This window comes from Nocardia sp. NPDC052254 (assembly GCF_040679495.1).
Taxonomy (GTDB): Bacteria; Actinomycetota; Actinomycetes; order Mycobacteriales; family Mycobacteriaceae; genus Nocardia.
Map to the genome: position 1 here is coordinate 37,776 of NZ_JBFAUW010000012.1, position 20,962 is coordinate 58,737.

Genomic DNA, 20,962 nt, shown 5'->3' on the forward strand with positions numbered 1-20,962 from the left:
TACCAATCGGAATGCGGTCCGGGCCACTGCGAGATCTGCGGCCGGTGCCCGGCATCGAGTCTTACGGATCGTGGTCGTCGACTGGATGGTTCGCTGCCGTTCGTCACAGCCGGTGCGGATCCGCCGTTCCGAGGATGGCCAGTTCAAACATCGTTACCGATCGGTAGATTTCCCATTGCTGGAAAGTTTGGATCGTTTGACAAAGCCGAGAATGCCCCAATAGGTTCGGAACGATGAGATCAGCGGCTCGAAGACTCTGTGTGCTTGATTCAGTGCAGGTGTGCGCACCTCAATGTTCAGTGAACAGTGTCGCCCGCTGAGTGGTAGCACCACGGTGATCGACGCCGCGGTCGGGCCCAGGCTCTGCCGAAGCGGCTCCCCATCCTCCGAGTGATTCACAGGTCTCGTTCAAATCGGAATTCGTCGCGCCGAAATCACAGTGTTTCGCATCGACGCACTTCAGAGATTCTGGCCGGACATGTGATTCGATCACGCCACGGCCTGTTCGGCGATCCGGACAAACACCACGATTGTCTCCGATAGCGACGTCGTGGGCTTCGGTCACGGCGTCGCGCGGTTTCACGGGTGGTCTGCCCTGATGGAACGGAACTTGTCCGGCACGGTGGCTCGTGGCGATCGGGGGCGGATGAGGGGGCGCGAAGTTCGTGCGCCACGAGGAAGGATGATCTGAGGTGACCGGATCGGCTTTTGCCGTCGCACTCGTCGGCATGGCCTGCAGGATGCCGGGCGTGGCCGATCTCGACAGTTTTCGGCGGCTGCTGCGACCAGGGCGCGAAGCGATCGGCACATCCGAGTGGGAAAGCGGCACCGATCAGGCCGGATTCGCCGATACCGCGGGGGAGTTCGATGCGACCTTCTTCGGGATGTCGCCGGCCGCGGCCCGGCTGGTCGATCCACCCCAGGCGCTGGCGCTGGAGCTGTGCTGGGAGGCACTCGAGGACGCGGGCCTGACCGCGCCGGGCCGCGAACCCCGGCGGTGCGGTGTGTTCCTGGGTGGTGCCGGAAGCAGTGTTGTCGACCGTGTCTCGGACTGCCTCGGTTTCGGCGGTCCCCGCGTCCTGATCGACGGTGCAGAGGCCTCCTCACTGGTCGCAGTGCACGCGGCCGCTGAGAGCCTGCGTCGCGGCGAGTGTGAGGTGGCCCTGGCGGGCGCGTTCATGCGCGGCGAGGCAGGCGGTGTGGTGGTGGTGAAACCACTGGCACAGGCCGTCACCGACGGTGATCGTATTCATGCTGTGATTCGCGGCAGCGCGATCGACGCCACCGGAAGTGGTGCCGATGATCCGGCGACCGCCGCGCTCGGCGAATCCGGCACCGGGTACCCGGATGTGCCACCGGCCATCGGATCGGTCGCGAGGAGTGGCGAACATCTGGAGGGTGCCGCCGATATCGCGGACCTGATCGAGATCGTGCTGAGTGTGCGTCGCCGGGAATCCACGGCCGATGCCGCGTCACCGGTTCCGCCTGTGGATTCGGATCCACCGGTGGCGGGCATCGAACAGCGGCCCGTGGCCGAACCACACAGGGTGGCCGTGGCGTCATCGGGCGCGGCGGGACCGAACGTTCGTGTGATCGTGGAGGAGGCGCCCGCATCGGCGGTCCTCGCGGCGACGGCGGGCGAGGCTCCCGGCGCGGTGCCGTGGCTGGTGTCGGCACGCAGCGCGAGCGGCGTCGCGGCGCAGGCGGCCCGGCTGCGGGAGTGGATCCTGCGATATCCGGAGCTGAGCGCGCACGACGTGGCGCATTCGCTGCTGACCACACGTGCCCAAATGCCCTGGCGCGCAGGCGTTATCGGACGTCACCGGGAGGAGCTGCTGACGGGGCTGACCGCACTGGCCGACCCGGCCGCGCCCGCGGTGGCGATCGAGCCGGTGACCGGGCGGGCCGCGCGGCGGCGGGTGGCGTTCGTTTTCCCGGGGAACGGCAGTCAGTGGGAGGGGATGGCTCTCGGGCTGCTGGAATCGGCTGGGGTGTTCGCGGAGTCGATCGCGGAATGTGAAGCGGCGCTCGAGCCGTACGTGGACTGGTCGCTGACCGCGGTGCTCCGCCGTGAACCCGGCGCGCCCGCATTGGATCAAGTGCATGTCGTGCAGCCGGCGCTGTTCGCGGTGATGGTCTCGCTGGCCCGGATGTGGCGAGCGGCCGGTGTGGAACCAGATGTGGTGATCGGTCATTCCCACGGCGAGATCGCCGCCGCCCATGTTGCCGGAGGACTGTCGCTGGCCGATGCGGCGCGGGTGGTGGCGCTGCGGTCGCGGGCTCTCGCCGAGGAACTGGCAGGACACGGGGGCATGGTCTCGGTCGGACTCGGCGCCGACGCGGTCCGGGAACGGCTGCCGGCGTACGGGGATCGGCTGTCACTCGCCGCGGTGAACGGACCCGCGCAATGCGTGGTGTCCGGTGCGGTATCGGCGGTGACGGAATTTCTCGCCGAGTGCTCACGCGACGGCGTGTGGGCCCGCCGGGTGCCGATCGACTACGCATCGCATTCGACGGCGATCGAGCAGATCCGTGACCGGCTGCTCACGGAGTTGGCGCCGATCCGGCCGCAATCCGGGCCGGTGCCGTTCTTTTCGACGGTATTCGCCGACCGGTTGGATACGGCCGAGTTGGACGCCGAGTACTGGTATCGCTCCGAGCGGGAACCGATTCGGTTCGCCGAGGCCGTCGCGGCGCTGATCGCGGACGGAGTCAACGGATTCGTCGAGGTCAGCCCGCATCCGGTACTCGTCATGGGCATCGAGGCCGCCGAAGCGGCCGAGGATATCGCGGTGGTCGGATCCCTGCGGCGCGACGAGGGCGGCCCACAACGGTTCCTGGCATCGCTGGCACAGGCGTACTGCACCGGTATCGGCGTGGATCCGGGTGCGCTGGTCGCCGGTGGATCCCGGGTCGACCTGCCGCCGTACGCGTTCCAGCGCCGGAACTTCCGCACCGACGCGGCGGTCGTCACCGGTGCCGACGCCGAAATCGCCGAGCAGCCGACGGCCGGCCGATGGCTGGACGGGCCACTCGCCCGCACCATGCCGGCCGTTCCCGAATATCAGCGTGCCACAGTGGTTCTCGATATCGTCCGAGATCACGCCGCCGCGGTACTGGGCCTCGATGCGCCCCGATCGATCGACCCCGATCTGCCGTTCACCGAGCTCGGTATCGATTCGGCCGGCGGAGTCGAGTTGCGGAACCGGCTGATCCGGGCCACCGGCCTGCCGTTGCCCGCCTCGCTCGTCTTCGACCACCCCACCGCGAATGCGGTGGTGGCACTGCTGTCCGGCCGGGTCACCGGCACGGATTCGACCACGCACCGGGTATCTCGGCGTGCGAGCACGGACGAACCCATCGCAATCGTCGGCATCGGCGCCCGGTTCCCGGGGGGAGTGCGCTCCGCCGAGGATCTGTGGGATCTGATGCTCGCGGGCCGGGACGTGATCGGCGACTTCCCCGGCGACCGCGGCTGGGACCTGGACCGGCTGTTCGACACCGACCCCGGCAAGCCGGGGACGGTCTACACCCGCCGCGGTGGATTTCTCGACGGTGCGGGCGATTTCGATCCGGGCTTCTTCGGTATCGGCCCCCGGGAAGCGCTGGCGATGGATCCGCAGCAGCGGCTGCTGCTGGAGACATCCTGGGAGGCATTGGAAGACGCGGGCATCGATCCGATGTCGTTGCGGGGCAGCGATACCGGCGTATTCGCCGGTGCCTGCTCCTCGGGCTACGCGGACCGGGTCACCGGCGATCTGGAGGGCTACCGGCTGACCGGGACATCGCACAGCGTCGTCTCGGGCCGGATCGCGTATGTGTACGGGCTGGAAGGTCCGGCGGTGACGGTGGATACGGCGTGCTCCTCGTCGCTGGTGGCCGTGCATCTGGCGTGCCGGGCACTGCAAGGCGGCGATAGTTCGCTGGTGCTGGCCGGTGGCGTGACCATCGCGGCCGGTCCGGATCTGTTCGTGGACTTCGCCCGTCAGCGCGGCCTGGCACCGGATGGCCGCTGCAAGGCGTTCTCGGCGGCGGCCGACGGTGTGGCGTGGTCGGAGGGCGCGGGTGTACTTGTGCTCGAACGCTTTTCGGACGCGCGCCGACTCGGCCACGATGTCCTGGCCGTGATTCGCGGCAGCGCGGTGAACCAGGACGGTGCGAGCAACGGCCTGAGCGCTCCGAACGGACCGTCCCAGGAGCGGGTGATCGCGCAGGCACTCGCGGACGCGGGGATCTCGGCGGCCGACGTGGATGCCGTGGAGGCGCACGGGACCGGCACGAGACTCGGTGATCCGATCGAGGCGCAGGCATTGATCGCCGCCTACGGACAGGATCGCGGCGAACGGGAACCGTTGCGGATCGGTTCGGTGAAATCGAATATCGGCCATACCGTGGCCGCCGCCGGGGTGGCCGGTGTGATCAAGATGGTGCAGGCCATGCGGCACGAGCGGCTGCCGCGCACGCTGCACGCCGAGACGCCGTCGCCGCATGTGGATTGGGCGGCGGGCGCGGTGCGGCTGCTGACCGCGGCCGAGCCGTGGAGCGCCGGGGAGCGGTCGCGTCGCGCGGGTGTGTCGTCGTTCGGGATCAGCGGCACCAATGCGCATGTGATCCTCGAAGAGGCGCCCGCCACACCGGGGCTTGTCGAAGACGTTGCGAAGCGGCCGAATACGGGCGTCACGCCGTTGCTGGTGTCGGGCAAGGGGGAGGCGGGCCTGCGGGCGCAGGCGGCGCGGCTGCGGTCCTGGCTGGCGGAGCGGCCGGAGATCGATATGGCGGATGCGGCCTATGCGCTGGCGACGTCGCGGGCGCAGCTGGATTCACGCGGTGTGGTCCTCGGGCACGATCGGGACGAGCTGCTCGAGCGGTTGGCGAATCTCGCCGACTCGGGGTCCGGCGCCGGTGTGATCGAAGGTGTCGCGGGTTCGGGGCGCACGGCGTTCCTGTTCACCGGTCAGGGTGCGCAGCGGGCCGGTATGGGCGCCGGGCTGTACGAGGCGTTCCCGGTATTCGCGCAGGCGCTGGATTCGGTATGCGCCCAATTCGATTCGATCTCCGAACGCGAGAACTCCGCGACGATCCCCCTGCGGGACATCATGTTCGGTGACGCCGGCGTGCTGGACCGGACGGAGTTCACCCAGCCCGCGCTGTTCGCCTTCGAGGTGGCGCTGTATCGCCTGCTGGAATCGTTCGGCGTCACCCCGGATGTGCTGATCGGGCATTCGATCGGCGAGATCGCGGCCGCCTGTGTCGCGGGACTGTGGTCGCTCGAGGACGCCTGCCGGTTGGTGGCGGCGCGCGGTCGGCTCATGGGAGTGCTACCCGAGGGCGGGGCGATGCTGGCCATCGGAGCATCCGAAGCCGACGTGAACGACGTCGTGGAACGGTATCCCGGGCGAGCTTCGGTCGCCGCGGTGAATGCGCCTGCGGCCCTGGTGGTCTCGGGAGACGAGGATGCGGTCACGCAGATCGGGGCGGTGTTCGCCGAGCGTGGCGCGAAGACGTCACGACTGCGGGTCAGCCACGCGTTCCACTCGCATCGGATGGAGCCGATGCTGGCCGCATTCAAGGCTGTCGCAGAGGGACTGACCTACAACCGGCTCCGGCTTCCGGTGGTTTCCACTGTGTCGGGCAGGCTTGCCGGTGAGGAAATGACCGAGCCTGCCTACTGGGTTCGGCAGGTGCGGACCGCGGTGCGATTCGCGCCCGGGATCGAGACCTTGCACGCCTCGGGTGTGCGGCGGTTCCTGGAGATCGGGCCCGACGCGGTACTGGCGGCGATGACCCGGCGAACGCTCGCGGCGGACACCGAAACGATTGTGATCGCCGCCGCGCGCCGGGATCACGATGAGGCCCAGCAGTTCTCGGCCACGCTGGCGCAGGCTCACGTATCCGGTGTGCATGTGGATTGGGCGCCGCTGCTGCGGCGGAGTCGGCGAGTTCCCTTGCCCACGTACGCCTTCCAACATCAGCGGTTCTGGTTGCCGCCGCGTGCCGAAGGCGCCGATGCTCTCGCTCACCCGCTGCTGACCGGTGTCGTGCCGGTGGCCGGTGCGGACGAATTCGTATTCACCGGCCGGTTCTCGCTGTCGGCCGATCGGTGGGTCGCCGACCACATGACCTACGGCACCGTGGTGCTGCCCAGTTCCGCCCTCGTCGAATTCCTTTTTGCCGCAGGCGATCGTATCGATTGTGGTGTCGTCGAGGAGCTGACCCTGGAGGCTCCGGTGCCGCCGGCCGGCGACGGTGAGGTCGAGCTTCAGGTGTCGGTGGGGGAGCCGGACTCGTCCGGACGGCGGCAGTTCGGCTTCTACTTCCGCCAGGCGGGCGAATGGGTGCGCAACGCCAGCGGTGTACTGGCGCCCTCGTGGGATGGTGACCACCGGCTGCTGGACCGGCTGCAGGACGAGGCCTGGCCGCCGGTCGACGCTGAAATTCTCGACCCGGCGTGGATTCCCGGGCGGATCGCCGAAGCTACCGGGCTCGAATACGGTCCGGCGCTGATCGGTGTGGAAGCCGCGTGGCGGCGGGGCGAAACCGTCTTCTCCGAGATCACCCTGGATCCGGTGGCCGCGCCCGAACCGCAGCGGTTCGAGCTGCATCCGGCCCTGCTCGACCAGGTGCTGCACGCCGGGCTGGCCGGGCTGCTCTGGCGTGATCAGGAGCCCGGCCCGGACTCCGGCAGGTTGCTGTTCCGCTGGGGCGGAGCTCGACTGTACCGGCCGCTGGGACGTGCGACGACGCTGCGGGTCATCGCGACCGAGAACGGTCCGGAGACGATTGCCGTTGCGGCTGTCGATGGTTCGGGGCGGCCCGTGGTCTCCGTCGACGCGGTCGTGATGCGGCCCCACGACGTGAAACAGCTGCGCCGCACCCTGGCCGGGGATGACGCCGACCTGTACGAGGTCCAGTGGACGCTCGCCGCGGCACCGAGTGGGCCCGCCGTCCGGATGGCCGTGCTCGGTCCGCAACCAGTCGACGGAATTGACACCTGCTTCGCGAGCCCATCGGAACTGGCTGCGGCACAAGAAGTTCCGGATGTCGTGATCTGGCGCCCGGAACCGGACGCTCCCCGAGTTTCGAACCGGGACGATGGCCGCCGTACCGAGGGTGATGACGGCCGTCCGAACCGCACGCAGGGTGACATCATCCTCCCCGGCGGGGCCACGCCGGGCAGTCCGGTAGCTGTACGGGGTCACCTCGAAACGGTGCTGATGACAGTGCAGGCTTGGCTGTCCGAGGACCGTCTGGCGGACACTCGGCTGGTCCTGGTGACCGCGAACGCCGCAGCTCTACCGGGCGCGGCGCCGGACCTTTTCGGGGCTGCTGTCTGGGGCTTGCTGCGCACCGCGCAATCCGAGCATCCGGGCCGCTTCGTACTCGTCGACACCGATCCGGCAGCTGGTGTGCCACAGGATATTCCGGCGCTGGTCGGTGCGGTGATCGCGGCAGGCGAACCGCAGGCCGCGGTGCGTGACGAAGCAATGCACGTCCCGAGGCTGGTGAAGCGCCCGGCGGCAACCTCGCCTCGTCGTTCCGGATCGGCGGACGCGGAGGCCACCGCGGCTCCTGCCAGGGCGATCGGCGAGGGGCCTGCGGGGTCGCGGGGTGAGGGTGCGGCTCGCGCGCGCGAGGTGCGAGCGGGGTACGAGGGCGAGCCCGGGGGCTCGTTCGGTGCGGGGACCGTTCTGGTCACCGGTGGGACCGGTGGCCTCGGCGCACTGGTCGCTCGGCATCTGGTCGCCGTGCATGATGTTCGTAGTCTGTTGCTGGTGTCGCGTCGGGGCGAAACGGCCGACGGTGCACCGGAATTGGTGTCCGATCTCGCGGCGAGCGGCGCTGCCGTCGCGGTGGCGGCCTGCGATGTCGGCGATCGCGAAGCCCTTCGCGCGCTGCTCGATTCGATTCCGGCGGATCGCCCGCTGACCGGTGTCGTCCATGCGGCGGGTGTGCTCGATGACGGGACCGTCGCGGGCCTCACCGCCGGGCAGCTGGAGCGGGTGTTCGGGCCGAAGGCCGAGGCCGCATGGCATCTGCACGAGCTCACCCGAGACTGTGAGCTGTCGGCGTTCGTGCTGTTCTCGTCCGTCGCGGCGACGATCGGGTCAGCGGGGCAGGGGAACTACGCGGCGGTCAATGCGTTCCTCGACGCGCTGGCGCGGCGTCGCCGGGCCGAAGGGCTGCCCGCGACCTCGGTGGCGTGGGGGCCGTGGGACTCCGTGAGCGGCATGACCGGGGGAATGGACCGCAGCGCGGTCGCCCGCTGGGAAAGGCTCGGCCTGCACGCGCTCGGGCACGAGGAAGGGCTGCGGCTGTTCGATACGGCCATCAGTGGTGCCGCCGCACACTCGATCGCGATCCGGTTCGACCCAGCCGAGCTGCGGCGGGCAGCGGGCCGGGGTGCGGTGCCCGCGGTACTGCGCGGTTTCCTGCCCCGTGCCACGGATCGGTCGGCGGCACAGTCGAGTTCGCTGGGTGCCCGGTTGCGCGGGGTGCCGGAGGTCCGGCGCGCCGAGATGGTGCTCGACCTGGTTCGGGAGCACGCGGCAGCGGTGCTGGGGCACGGTTCGGCGGCGGATGTCGGTCCCGGCGAGCGCTTCGATTCGCTGGGCTTCGATTCGCTCGGCGGCGTGGAATTCCGGAATCGGCTGGCGCAGGCCACCGGTGTGCGGTTGCCGTCCACGCTGGTGTTCGACCATCCCACCGCCGCGGCGGTCGCGACCCTCGTGCAGTCGCGGATCGAGGGCACGGACTCCGGTTCCGGGGCGACGCGCGTGCCGCGCCGTACCCGCGTGGACGAATCCATCGCGATCGTCGGCATGGCCTGCCGTTACCCCGGCGGTGTCGAATCGCCGGACGAATTATGGGATCTGGTGTTGTCCGGCAGGGACGGGACCGGCGATTTCCCGTCGGATCGCGGCTGGGATCTGGAGCGGCTCTTCGACGCGGATCCGGATAGGCCCGGCACCGTTTACACCCGGCGTGGTGGATTCCTCCATAACGCGGGTGATTTCGATCCCGGGTTCTTCGGGATCGGTCCGCGCGAGGCGGCGGCGATGGATCCGCAGCAGCGATTGCTGCTGGAGGTGTCCTGGGAAGCTCTGGAGCACACGGGAATCGACCCGACATCGTTGCGCGGCACCGATACCGGTGTCTACACGGGCGTGATGTATCAGGACTACGAGACGGTGGCGGGCCAGGCCGGGTCCGAGACCGAAGGATATGTTCTCACCGGCGGCCTGGGCAGTGTGGTGTCCGGGCGGGTGGCCTATGCGCTGGGTCTGGAGGGACCGGCGATGACGGTGGACACGGCGTGCTCGTCGTCGCTGGTGGCGCTGCATCTGGCCTGCCAGGCGCTGCGCCAGGGTGAGAGCTCGCTGGCGCTGGTCGGTGGTGCGACGGTGATGTCGACCCCCATGGTGTTCCAGGAGTTTTCGCGGCAGCGCGGGCTGGCTCGCGACGGCCGGTGCAAGTCGTTCTCCGCCGACGCCGACGGTGTCGCCTGGTCCGAGGGCGCGGCGGTGCTGGTGGTGGAGCGCCTTTCGGATGCGCGCCGGTTGGGGCACGACGTGCTGGCGGTGGTGCGCGGCAGCGCCGTCAATCAGGACGGTGCGAGCAACGGCCTGACCGCGCCGAACGGGCCGTCGCAGCAGCGGGTGATCGCGTCCGCGCTGGCGAATGCCGGGCTGCGGCCGCGGGATGTGGATGCGGTCGAAGCGCACGGCACCGGAACGGCACTGGGCGATCCGATCGAGGCGCAGGCCTTGCTCGCCACCTACGGACAGGACCGTGCGGGAGCGCCGCTGCGACTCGGCTCGCTCAAGTCGAACATCGGTCACACGCAGGCGGCCGCGGGCGTCGGCGGCGTGATCAAGATGGTGCAGGCACTGCGGCACGAGACGCTGCCGGCGACCCTGCACGTGGATTCCCTGTCGCCGCACGTGGACTGGTCGTCGGGGTCGGTGCGGGTGCTGTCCGAGGCGCAGGCGTGGCCGGCCGGTGACGGAGTGCGCCGGGCCGGGGTGTCGTCGTTCGGGATCAGCGGCACCAATGCGCACGTGATCATCGAAGAGGCTCCGGCACAAGCTGTTTCGGTGCCGCCGCCCGGTCCCGAACCGCGGATCGACGTCGACACGGTGCCGTGGACCGTGTCGGCCACGTCGGCGGAAGCCCTGCGGGCGCAGGCGGAACGGTTGCGAGCGTGGGCGGCCGAGCGTCCGGAGGCCGATATCTGGTCGGTGGCAGAGTCTTTGGTGGACACGCGGGCACTGCTGGACCGGCGGGCGGTCGTCGTCGGCCGGGATCGGGACGAATTGCTCTCGGGTCTGGCCGATGTGGCGGCGGGTGCCCCGGGCACGATCGAGGGGGCCGAGACTCCGGGGAAGTCGGCGTTCCTGTTCACCGGTCAGGGTGCGCAGCGAGTTGGTATGGGCGCGGGCCTGTATCGGGCGTTCCCGGCGTTCGCGAATGCGTTGGACGAGGTGTGCGCGGAGTTCGATCCACTGTTGGGCGGTTCGCTGCGGGAATTGATGTTCACCGGCCGCCTGGTCGATAGCGGTCGCACCCGGCCTGGCACGCATGTAGCCGGGATCTCGGGCGACGTGGTGGATTCCGCCCGAAAGCCTGCCGGGATGACGGGAAGCGGCGGCGCTCACAGCGATCATCCGGAGGCTCTCGATGACGCGTCCGATGTGCTCGATCGGACAGAATTCACGCAGCCGGCGTTGTTCGCGTTCGAGGTGGCGTTGTTCCGGTTGCTCGAATCCTTCGGTGTCACGCCGGATGTGCTGATCGGGCATTCGGTCGGTGAGCTGGCGGCGGCGTATGTGGCGGGGGTGTGGTCGCTTTCGGATGCGTGCCGGCTGGTGGCGTCGCGTGGCCGGCTGATGGGCGCGCTGCCGGCGGGGGGTTCGATGCTCGCCATCGCGATGCCGGAGGCCGAGGCGGAGCGAGTGGTCGCCGAGTACGACGAGCGGGTGTCGCTGGCCGCCGTGAACGGGCCCGCGTCGGTGGTGCTTTCCGGGGCAGCGGCTGCGCTGGACGAGATCGGCGCACGGCTTGCCGGAGCGGGAGTCCAGACCTCCCGCCTCCGGGTCAGTCACGCATTCCACTCGGCGCTGATGGATCCCATGCTCGACGAGTTCCGTTCCGTCGCCGAAGGAGTGACATATCGGGAGCCGCTGCTGGCGATCGTGTCGAACGTGTCGGCGGACCTGGCCGCGGCCGAGCTGACCGATCCCGAGTACTGGGTTCGGCAGGTGCGGGAGTGCGTCCGGTTCGCGCCCGGTATCGAGGCTCTGGCGCAGGCGGGTGCGCGGCGATTCGTGGAGATCGGGCCGGATGCGGTGCTGGCCGCGATGACTCGGCGATGCCTGGCCGAGCTGCCGGCGGTCGAGGCGAAGTCGAGCGTGGTCGCGACCATCCGGCGCGCGACGCAACAGCGCGAAGGTTCTTCTCCCCATTCCGGCGACCCCTCGGCCGGAATCCACGCGCTGGGGCGAGATCCCGGCCGCGATCGTGCCGGGATGATGACTGGAGCTTCGGTCGAGGCATCTGGTGATGAGGCGGCGCAATTCGTGTCCGCACTGGCGCAGGCCGCTGTCGCCGGTGTCGGGGTGGATTGGGCGCCGCTGTTCGCGGGCCGCACCGCGAACCGGATAACGTTGCCCACCTACGCATTTCAACATCGCCGCTACTGGGCGCGGCCGGTCGGCGCTCCGGATCTGTGGCAATCGGGCCTCGACGCTGCGGGGCATCCGTTGTTGAGCGCGATGGTGCGACTGCCGGATTCCCGGGACGTGGTGTTCACCGGGAGATTGTCGCCGGCGGCGCAACCTTGGCTGGCCGATCACGCTGTCGCCGGGACGGTGTTGTTGCCCGGTGCTGCCTTCGTGGAACTGGCTGTGCACGTGGGATCGGTGATGGATTGCCCGCGCCTGGCGGACCTGGTAATCGAGGCGCCGCTGCCGCTGCCGGACGACAAGTCCGTCGGACTACGAGTGGTAGCGGGCGCACCGGATGAAACCGGTGCACGGACGGTGTCGATGTACTCGCGGTCCGACAGCGATGCCGCGGATGTGCCGAATGGAGTAGCGGACCGGTGGATTCGGCACGCGGTAGCGACCCTCGCCGCGGGACCGGCGACGCCTGCTCCGGATCTCGGCCCGAGCTGGCCACCCGCAGGTGTGACGTCGATGGTGATCGACGACGCCTATGCGGAACTGGCCGAGCGAGGCTACGAGTACGGACCGGCATTCCGCGGGCTGACCGCCCTGTGGTCGCGGGACGGCGAGGTGTTCGCCGAGGTCGCACTGCCGGAGCCCGTCGCATCGGACGGCGCGAAATTCGGTGTGCACCCGGCATTGCTGGATGCCGCGCTGCACCCGATCCTGCTCGGCGGGCTGGTTTCGGAGACCGATGGGGTGGTCGTCCCGTTCTCCTGGGAGAACATCACCCTGCACGCAACCGCCGCGACCACCGTGCGGGTCCGCGCCGCCGTGACCGATTCCGGGCCGGGCGGTGCGCGGATCGCCCTGACACTCGCCGATCCGTCGGGCCTGGCCGTCGCCGACATCGAGGCACTGACGCTGCGGGCCTTGCCACCCGATGCACTCCGCTCGGCGCACCGTCGCGACGACGGCGTCGGATACGAATTGACCTGGGTCGCGCTACCCGAGTCCGATGGGCGCGCGGACAGCATCGTTCGTCATCCGGACGCGTCCCGCCGAACGGGCATGTTTGTGGCCGAAATCCCGGACAGTGGTCAAGATTTCGGCCGAGACCCGACCGGAATGACCCAAGGGCCGCCTGGCGGGGAGCTCTCCGCGGTCGACACCTGGAGCTCCACCGACGACGGCGAGATCGCGACGATCGCCGGACGGGATGCGACGGTGTTGCGGCTGGATGCGCAGCGGTGGAATGAGCTGTTGGGCACCGAATCCGAGGGTGCGCGGGCCGATGCGACGGGCTTCGCCGCCGACGGCACCGGCACGGGCGCACGGCGTGACGCGTCGATGCCGCCGCTCGATGGGCATCGGTGGAATGCACTGTTGTACACCGGAGCTGCCACCGGTGACGATCTCCCGACGGCGGTACGGGATTCGGTGATCGCACTCGCGGCGCGGATACAGCGACTGCTGGCCGTGGATCGGCTGATCGTCGTGGTGACGCGGCAGGCGGTCGCGGTGCACCCGCACGAGTCGGTGGATCTGTCCACGGCCGCGGTGTGGGGTCTGATACGCACCGCGCAGAGTGAGAACCCGGATCGGATCGTGCTCGTCGATGTCGAGGACTGGGCGGATCATCGGAGCGCGGTGGTTCGGGCTCTGGGTGCGGACGACGAGCCCCAGCTCGCGTTTCGGCATGGGCAGGTGTACGCGCCGCGGCTGAACCGCGGTGATTCGAATGCCCTCGAACCCGCATCGCCACAATCCCCGGCGTGGTCGCTGCGTCCCGAGGGCACGGTCCTGATCGCGGGTGGCACAGGGGAATTGGGGGCGGTGACCGCGCGTCATTTGATCACCGCGCATGGTGCGCGGCGGCTGGTGCTCGCGGGCCGACGTGGTCCGGACGCGCCGGGTGCGGCCGAGCTCGTCGCCGAGCTGACCGCCCTCGGTGCGGAGGTCGAGATCGTCGCGTGCGACGTGGCCGACCGGGCCGCGCTGAACGCGGTGCTGGCGGCGATCCCGGACCGGCATCCGCTGACCGCCGTCGTCCATGCGGCGGGCGTGCTGGCCGACGGCCTGCTCGCCACGATGACCCGGGAACAGTTCTCGAAGGTGTTGTGGGCCAAAGTGAATGCGGCCTGGAATCTGCACGAGGCGACCCAGGACATGGAGCTGTCTGCCTTCGTGCTGTACTCCTCGATCTCGGGGGTGATCGGCAATGCGGGCCAGGCGAACTATGCGGCCGCGAATGCCTTCCTCGATGCGCTGGCGCACCATCGGCACGTGCACGGGCTGCCCGCGACCTCGGTGGTCTGGGGACCGTGGGAGCAGAGCGGCGGTATGACCGGTGCGCTCAGCGCAACCGATCTCGCCCGTTTGCGACGCGAGGGTCTACTGCCGCTCGGCGACGAGGACGGAATGGAGCTGCTCGATGCCGCGTTGGCGGGTGGCCGGCCGGTGTTCGTGGCGACTCGAATCGATCGGACCGCTCTCGGTGCGGCACAGCCGGATACGGTGCGCCCGCTCATGCGTGACCTCACGTGGCCATCGGGCCGCAGGTCCGCTCGTCATTCCGGCGAGCTCTCGGCCGGAATCCAACAGCCGAACGGGACTCCCCGCCACAAGCATGCCGGGACGGCGGGTAGGTCTTCGGCGTCGTTGGTGGACCAACTGCGCGACCGCCCGGCCGCCGAACAGGAACGCGTCCTGCTCGAGGTGATCCGGACCGAGGCCGCGGCTGTGCTGGGACACCACCGTGCGGATTCGACCCCGCCGGATAAACCGTTCAGCGACATCGGATTCGACTCGCTCGCCGTGATGGAATTCCGCAACCGGCTGAAATCGACCGCCGGCGTGCAGTTGTCCACTACGGCGATGTTCGACCATCCCACCCCGGAGGCACTGGCCGCGCACCTGCGGCAGGAACTCGTGCCGGTCGAGACGCCCGCGGAACGCATTGCGGCGGCACTCGATGCGCTGGCGCGCAGTTACACCACCGCCGAGCTGTCGGCGGGAGATCGATCGGGCCTCGCCAACCGGCTGACCGCACTGCTGCGTGAGCTCGAAGGCGCCGAGCCCCCGGGCCCGGGTGGCGCCGACGCTCTCGAATCCGCCGACGACCGCGAGTTGTTCGACTTCATCGACCACATCAGTTGACCCAGCCACACCGCCACGCAACCGAGCACGCACGATCTGGAGCTTCACCCTTGACCGACACCGATGAGCTACGGCGATATCTGAAGAAGACCGCGAAGGAGCTCTACGACACCAAACAGCAACTGCGCGTGCTGACGGACCGGTCCCGGGAGCCGATCGCGATCGTCGGCATGGCCTGCCGATATCCGGGTGGGGTGCGCACACCGGAAGACCTGTGGCGCCTCACGGCCGACGGTGTGGACGCGATCGGGGGCTACCCGGCCGATCGCGGATGGGACCTGGAACGGCTGTACAACCCGAATCCCGACGTGCCCGGCGCCATCAACACCCGCGACGGCGGATTCCTGGAAGGCGCGGGCGATTTCGACGCGGCGTTCTTCGGTATCGGGCCGCGGGAGGCCGCGGCGATGGATCCGCAGCAGCGCCTGGTGCTGGAATCGTCCTGGGAGGCGCTGGAGGACGCGGGTATCGACCCGCTGTCGTTGCGCGGCAGCGATACCGGCGTCTTCGTCGGCGTGATGCATCAGGACTACGGTCCCCGCATCGGCGCGGCGAAACTCGGCGCCGAGACCGAAGGCCACGCCGCCCTCGGTGTTTCGAATGCGGTGCTGTCCGGCCGGATCGCCTACAGCTTCGGGTTCCAGGGTCCGGCCATGGCGGTCGACACCGCTTGCTCGTCGTCGCTGGTGGCGTTGCATCTGGCGTGTCAGGCGCTGCGGCAGGGTGATACGTCGCTGGCGCTGGCCGGTGGCGTGACCATCATGTCGGATCCGTCCATGCTGATCGCGTTCGCGCGGCAGCGTGCGCTGGCCTCCGACGGTCGCTGCAAGGCCTTCGCGGCGGCCGCCGACGGAACCGGCTTCACCGAGGGCCTCGGGGTGCTGGTGCTGGAGCGGTTGTCGGACGCGCAGCGGCTCGGTCACACCGTGCTGGCCGTGGTGCGTGGCAGCGCGGTCAATCAGGACGGTGCGAGCAACGGCCTGACCGCGCCGAACGGCCCGTCGCAGGAACGGGTGATCGCGGCCGCGCTGGCGAGTGCCGGTCTGGCGCCGTCGGATATCGACGCGGTGGAGGCGCACGGCACCGGCACCATGCTCGGGGATCCGATCGAGGCGCGGGCACTGATCAGTGCGTACGGCACCCGGCGCGAGGGCGCGCCGTTGCGGCTGGGGTCGTTGAAGTCGAATATCGGTCACACCTCGGCCGCCGCGGGGGTGGGCGGCGTGATCAAGATGGTGCAGGCGATGCGGCACGGCGTGCTGCCGAAGACCTTGCACGTGGATTCGCCCACTCCACATGTGGATTGGTCCGCGGGCACGGTACGGCTTCTACAGGACGGCGAACCGTGGCCGGTGGGGGACCGGGTCCGGCGTGCCGGGGTGTCGTCGTTCGGGGTCAGTGGCACCAACGCCCACCTCATCCTCGAAGAGGCCCCCACCCAGCCGGTCCTCGTCGAGGATGAGCCGGAATCGAAACCCATTGCGGCCGAGTGTGTTCCACTTCTGGTGTCGGCCAAGTCCGAGCACGCGCTGCGCGCCCAGGCGGATCGCCTGCGGCAGTGGCTGATCGAGGATCCCGATGCCGACATCAGGGACGTGGCTTGTTCATCGATGACGTCGCGGGCCCAGTTGGAGTGGCGCGGCGCGATCGTGGGCCGCGACCGTGACGAACTGCTCGCCGGTCTGGTCGATCTGGCCGCGGGCGCACCCGGCACGATCGAGGGGCGGGCCGGTTCCGATCGGACGGCGTTCCTGTTCGCCGGTCAGGGTGCCCAGCGAATCGGTATGGGACAGGGCCTGTATCGGGCCTTCCCGAGGTTCGCGGCGGCGCTGGACGAGGTGTGCGCGGAATTCGATCCGCTGCTGGGCCGCTCGCTGCGGGACCTGATGTTCGCCGATGCCGACGGTGTGCTGGATCGGACCGAATTCACCCAACCGGCGCTGTTCGCACACGAGGTGGCGCTGTTCCGGTTACTCGAATCCTTCGGTGTCACACCGGATCTGCTGATCGGGCATTCGATCGGCGAGCTGGCCGCGGCGTATGTGGCCGGGGTGTGGTCGCTGCCGGATGCCTGCAAGCTGGTGGCGGCCCGGGGCCGGTTGATGGGTGCCCTACCGGAGGGCGGCGCGATGCTCGCGGTGGCGATCGATGCGGACCGAGCCGCCGGCTTCTCGGATCGGGTTTCGATCGCGGCGGTGAACGGCCCGTCGTCGACCGTGCTGTCCGGAGACATCGATGCCATCGCGGACATCGAGCGCTCGCTGTCCGCGGAGGGGGTGCAGACTACTCGGTTGCGGGTCAGCCATGCGTTCCATTCGGCGCGCATGGATCCCATGCTGACCGAGTTCCGGAAGGTGGCCGCTGGCGTCGAATATCGTTCGCCGCACTGGCCGATCGTGTCGAACGCATCCGGGGAGCTCGCAGGCAACGCGGTGACCGACCCGGAGTATTGGGTGCGGCAGCTGCGGGCCTGTGTGCGGTTCGCGCCGGGCGTGGAGACGCTGATCGCGGGCGGTGTGCGCCGGTTCGTCGAGCTGGGGCCCGATGCGGTGCTCACGGCGATGACGCGTGGTTGCCTGGCGGAGCGGCCCGAGATCGAGTCCATCTCGTCGGTGACGGCCACGGCCCGGCGGTCGGCCGATGAGGTGGAGCAGTTCGTCACCGCCCTGGCGCAGGTACATGTCGCGGGTGCCCGGGTGGACTGGCGGGTTTGGTTCGCGGGCCGAGTCCGGCGCCGAATCCCGTTGCCCACCTATGCGTTCCAGCGTCACCGCTACTGGCTCGCGCCCTCCTACGGCGCCGCCGGTGCCGAAGCCGCGGGTCTGGGTGTGGTCGAACACCCCATGCTGGACGTGGTCGTGCCGATGGCCGATGGCGGGCTCGTCCTGACCGGGCAGCTGTCGTCGCTGTCGCAGCCCTGGCTGGCCGACCATGCCATCGGTGCGGTCGCACTGCTTCCGGGGACCGGGTTCGTGGAGCTGGCACTGTGCGCCGGCGCCGAAGCCGGGTGCCCGGTGATCGAGGAACTGATAATGCAGGCGCCGCTGGTACTTCCGGCGACCGGCGGTGTGCGGATCCAGGTCGCGGTCGAGCCCGCGCGGGATTCCGGGCAGCGCCCGATATCGATCTACTCCCGTGGTGAACACGATCACAACGGACAGTGGGTACTGCACGCGCGCGGTCTGCTGACTGCCGAGCGTGAGACCACCGAACCGGGCTCGGAGCCGTGGCCGCCCGAAGCGGCGACCGGAATCGACCTCGCGCGGACGACACTGCCCGCCGATTACGACATGGGCCCCGCATTTCGGTGCGTACGGGAGCTGTGGCGGCGCGGCGAGGAGGTATTCGCCGAAATCGCCCTCGATCCGGACGCCGGGGTGAGCGGCACCGAATTCGGGATCCATCCGGCACTGCTGGACGCGGTCGTGCAGTCGGGACTGCTGGCCGGTGCGTTCGAGATCCCGGCGGGTCAGGTGGTGTTGCCGTTCTCGTGGGAGTCGGTGTCGCTGTACGCCACCGGAGCGTCGGCGTTGCGTGGGCGCTTGACCGTGCACGGTTCGTCGGCGTCGCTGTGGGTCACCGATCGCAAGGGACAGCCGGTGCTGTCGGGGTCGTTGACGAGCCGGCCGATGCCGGTCGGGCAACTCACCGCCGCGGGTTCGGCCAGCCCGCCGGATTCGGTCCTCGAACTCGTCTGGTCACCGGCCGAATCCGCCGCCGCGCTGCTGGATTCGGATGTCGAGTGGTGGGACCGACTGGATCCCGAAGGGCCGGCACCCGCGGTGGTGGTGCTCGAGGCCGGAGACGGGTGGCACGAATCCACCGGCGCCGGCGTGGTGAGCGCTACCCACGCCGAGGCCGCTCGGATTCTCGAGGTGGTGCAGGCGTGGCTGGCCGGTGACCGGTTCGCCGCGAGCACCCTGCTGGTTGCCACGCGGGGCGCGGTGGCACTGCCGGGCGAGGATCTCACCGACCTGGCCGGTGCCGCGGTCTGGGGTTTGGTGCGGGCCGCGCAGGCGGAGGATCCGGGCCGGATCGTCTTGGCGGACTTGGACACTCGTATCGACGAACGACTCGCGGCCGCCACCGTGGCGGTGGACGAACCCCAGGTGGTCGTGCGCGCCGGTGTGACGCACACCGCTCGGCTCGTCCGGCCCGCCGCGCCCTCCGGGGAGCTCGGCGGCGTGCCCGCATTCGGCGCGGGGACGGTGCTGATCACCGGCGGCACAGGCGATGTGGGTGCGGCCGTGGCCCGGCACGTGGTCGTCGAGCACGGCGTGCAGTCGGTGCTGCTGGTCAGCCGTAGCGGTCCCGGGGCCGAAGGTGCGGCGGCGCTCACCGCCGAATTGGAGCAACTGGGTGCGCAGGCGCGGGTGGTGGCCTGCGATGTCACCGATGCCGAGGCGGTGGCCGGTCTGCTGGCCGATGTACCGGCGCAGTGGCCGCTGACCGGCGTGATCCACGCCGCCGGCGTGCTCGACGACGGGACCGTCGCCTCGCTCACCGCGGACCGGATGGATGCGGTGCTGGCGCCCAAGGTGGACGCCGCCTGGCAGCTGCACGAGGCGACCGCGGAGCTTGATCTCGCTGCGTTCGTGATGTTTTCGTCCGCGGCGGGGATCATCGGCAGTCCCGGGCAGGCCAACTACGCGGCCGCGAACACCTTCCTCGACGCCCTGGTGGCGTACCGCAGGGCGCGCGGGCTGGCCGGGCAATCGCTGGCGTGGGGTCTGTGGGCCCGCTCGGGCGGTATGACCGGCGGGCTCGCGGCGGCCGATGTGGCCCGGATGGCCCGCGCCGGCTTCGTCGCGATGCCGGACGAGCAGGCGTTCGCCGGCTGGCGCGCGGCGCTCGCGGCGGACGCGGCACACGCGGTGATCGCCGGGGTGGATACCACGGCGCTTCGCGACCGGGCCGATGCCGGTCTGCTGCCGCCGCTGCTGCGGGAACTGGCGCCGAGCCGGCGCCCGGCAGCCTCCCGGCGGTCGGCGGCGACCTCGGAGGTGCGGGATCTGCGGGAGCGGCAGGCGGTCCTCGACACGGTGCTCGAGCACCTCGCGGCCGTACTCGGTCACGACAGCGTGTCCGCCGTCGACCCCGATCGCGCGTTCACCCAGCAGGGTTTCGATTCCCTGGGCGCGGTCGAACTGCGCAACCGGCTCCAGCGGGCCACCGGCCTGTCACTCCCGGTCGCGGTCGCCTTCGAATACCCCACCGCCACCGCGCTCGCCGGCCATCTCCACGAACAACTCGGCGACAAGGAAGGCGATAAGGAAGAAGAAATCGAAGTCCGGGCGGTCGCCACGGTACTCGACGAATTGGAAGCCGCCCTCGGCGCCGGGGATTGGGACGATCGCGAAAAGCGGCGAATCGCAACCCGATTGCGGTCCATCACGACCGGGTGGGCGGATCGCGCGAATACCGATGGCGACGGTTCGGCCATACCCGTCATTCGTCCGGCGACCGCGGACGATATCGAGGAAATGGCCGAGGTTGTCGCCCGGGCATTCGACGTCGACGATCCGATCGAGGAGTACATCTTCCCGGATCCGCGGGTGCGGCACCGGCGGGCGCCGGAGATGGTGCGCCTCATGATCAAATACCGGTTCCTGCCCGTCGGCGGCGCGGCGGTGGCGACCGTCGGCGGCCGGATCGTGGCTGTGCTGCTGTGGTATCCGCCCGGGTACCGCGCGTCGATTTGGCGCGAGATGGTCTCGGGCCCACTGCTGCTCAAAGCCATGGGCCTCGGGACGCGCCGCGGCATGGACGTCGACGCCGCGATCGCCCGCATGGCTCCAGCCCAGCCGCACAGCATGCTGGTCTACCTCGCCTGCGTGCCCGAGTGGCAGACCTCCGGCGTGGGCATGGACCTGGCCAAGTGGGCCGTGGCGGACGCCGACGCGCAGGGCGTCATGGTCGGCGGGATCTGCAAGGACGCGAATCTGCCCTTCTACGAGGCGCTGGGCGGTGAGTTCGTCGGCAAGACCAGGCTCGGCCGCCGGGGTCCCGAGGTGAACTTCCTGCTCCGCCCGGCGGTTGGAGTCGACGCCGGCTGAATTATCGAGCGCACGGGAAGTATTGCGCGAATCGCGGGTGGATCCCGCTGTACCACAACGGTTTTCTCGGGGGAGAACCGAAGT

Annotated in this window: 2 protein-coding genes; both read left to right on the plus strand. The window is 69.7% G+C overall.

The genetic code is table 11. The features are described 5' to 3' along the window. The first annotated feature begins 692 nt into the window (after positions 1–692). Positions 693–14,822, plus strand: a complete 14,130-nt coding sequence (locus tag AB0L57_RS25895) for a type I polyketide synthase (RefSeq protein ID WP_364967164.1) — start codon at positions 693–695, stop codon at positions 14,820–14,822. Between the two features lie 50 nt (positions 14,823–14,872). After that, a complete protein-coding gene (locus AB0L57_RS25900; protein ID WP_364967167.1) occupies positions 14,873–20,878 on the plus strand; it encodes a type I polyketide synthase in 6,006 nt (2,001 codons plus the stop codon). Positions 20,879–20,962: the final 84 nt, after the last annotated feature.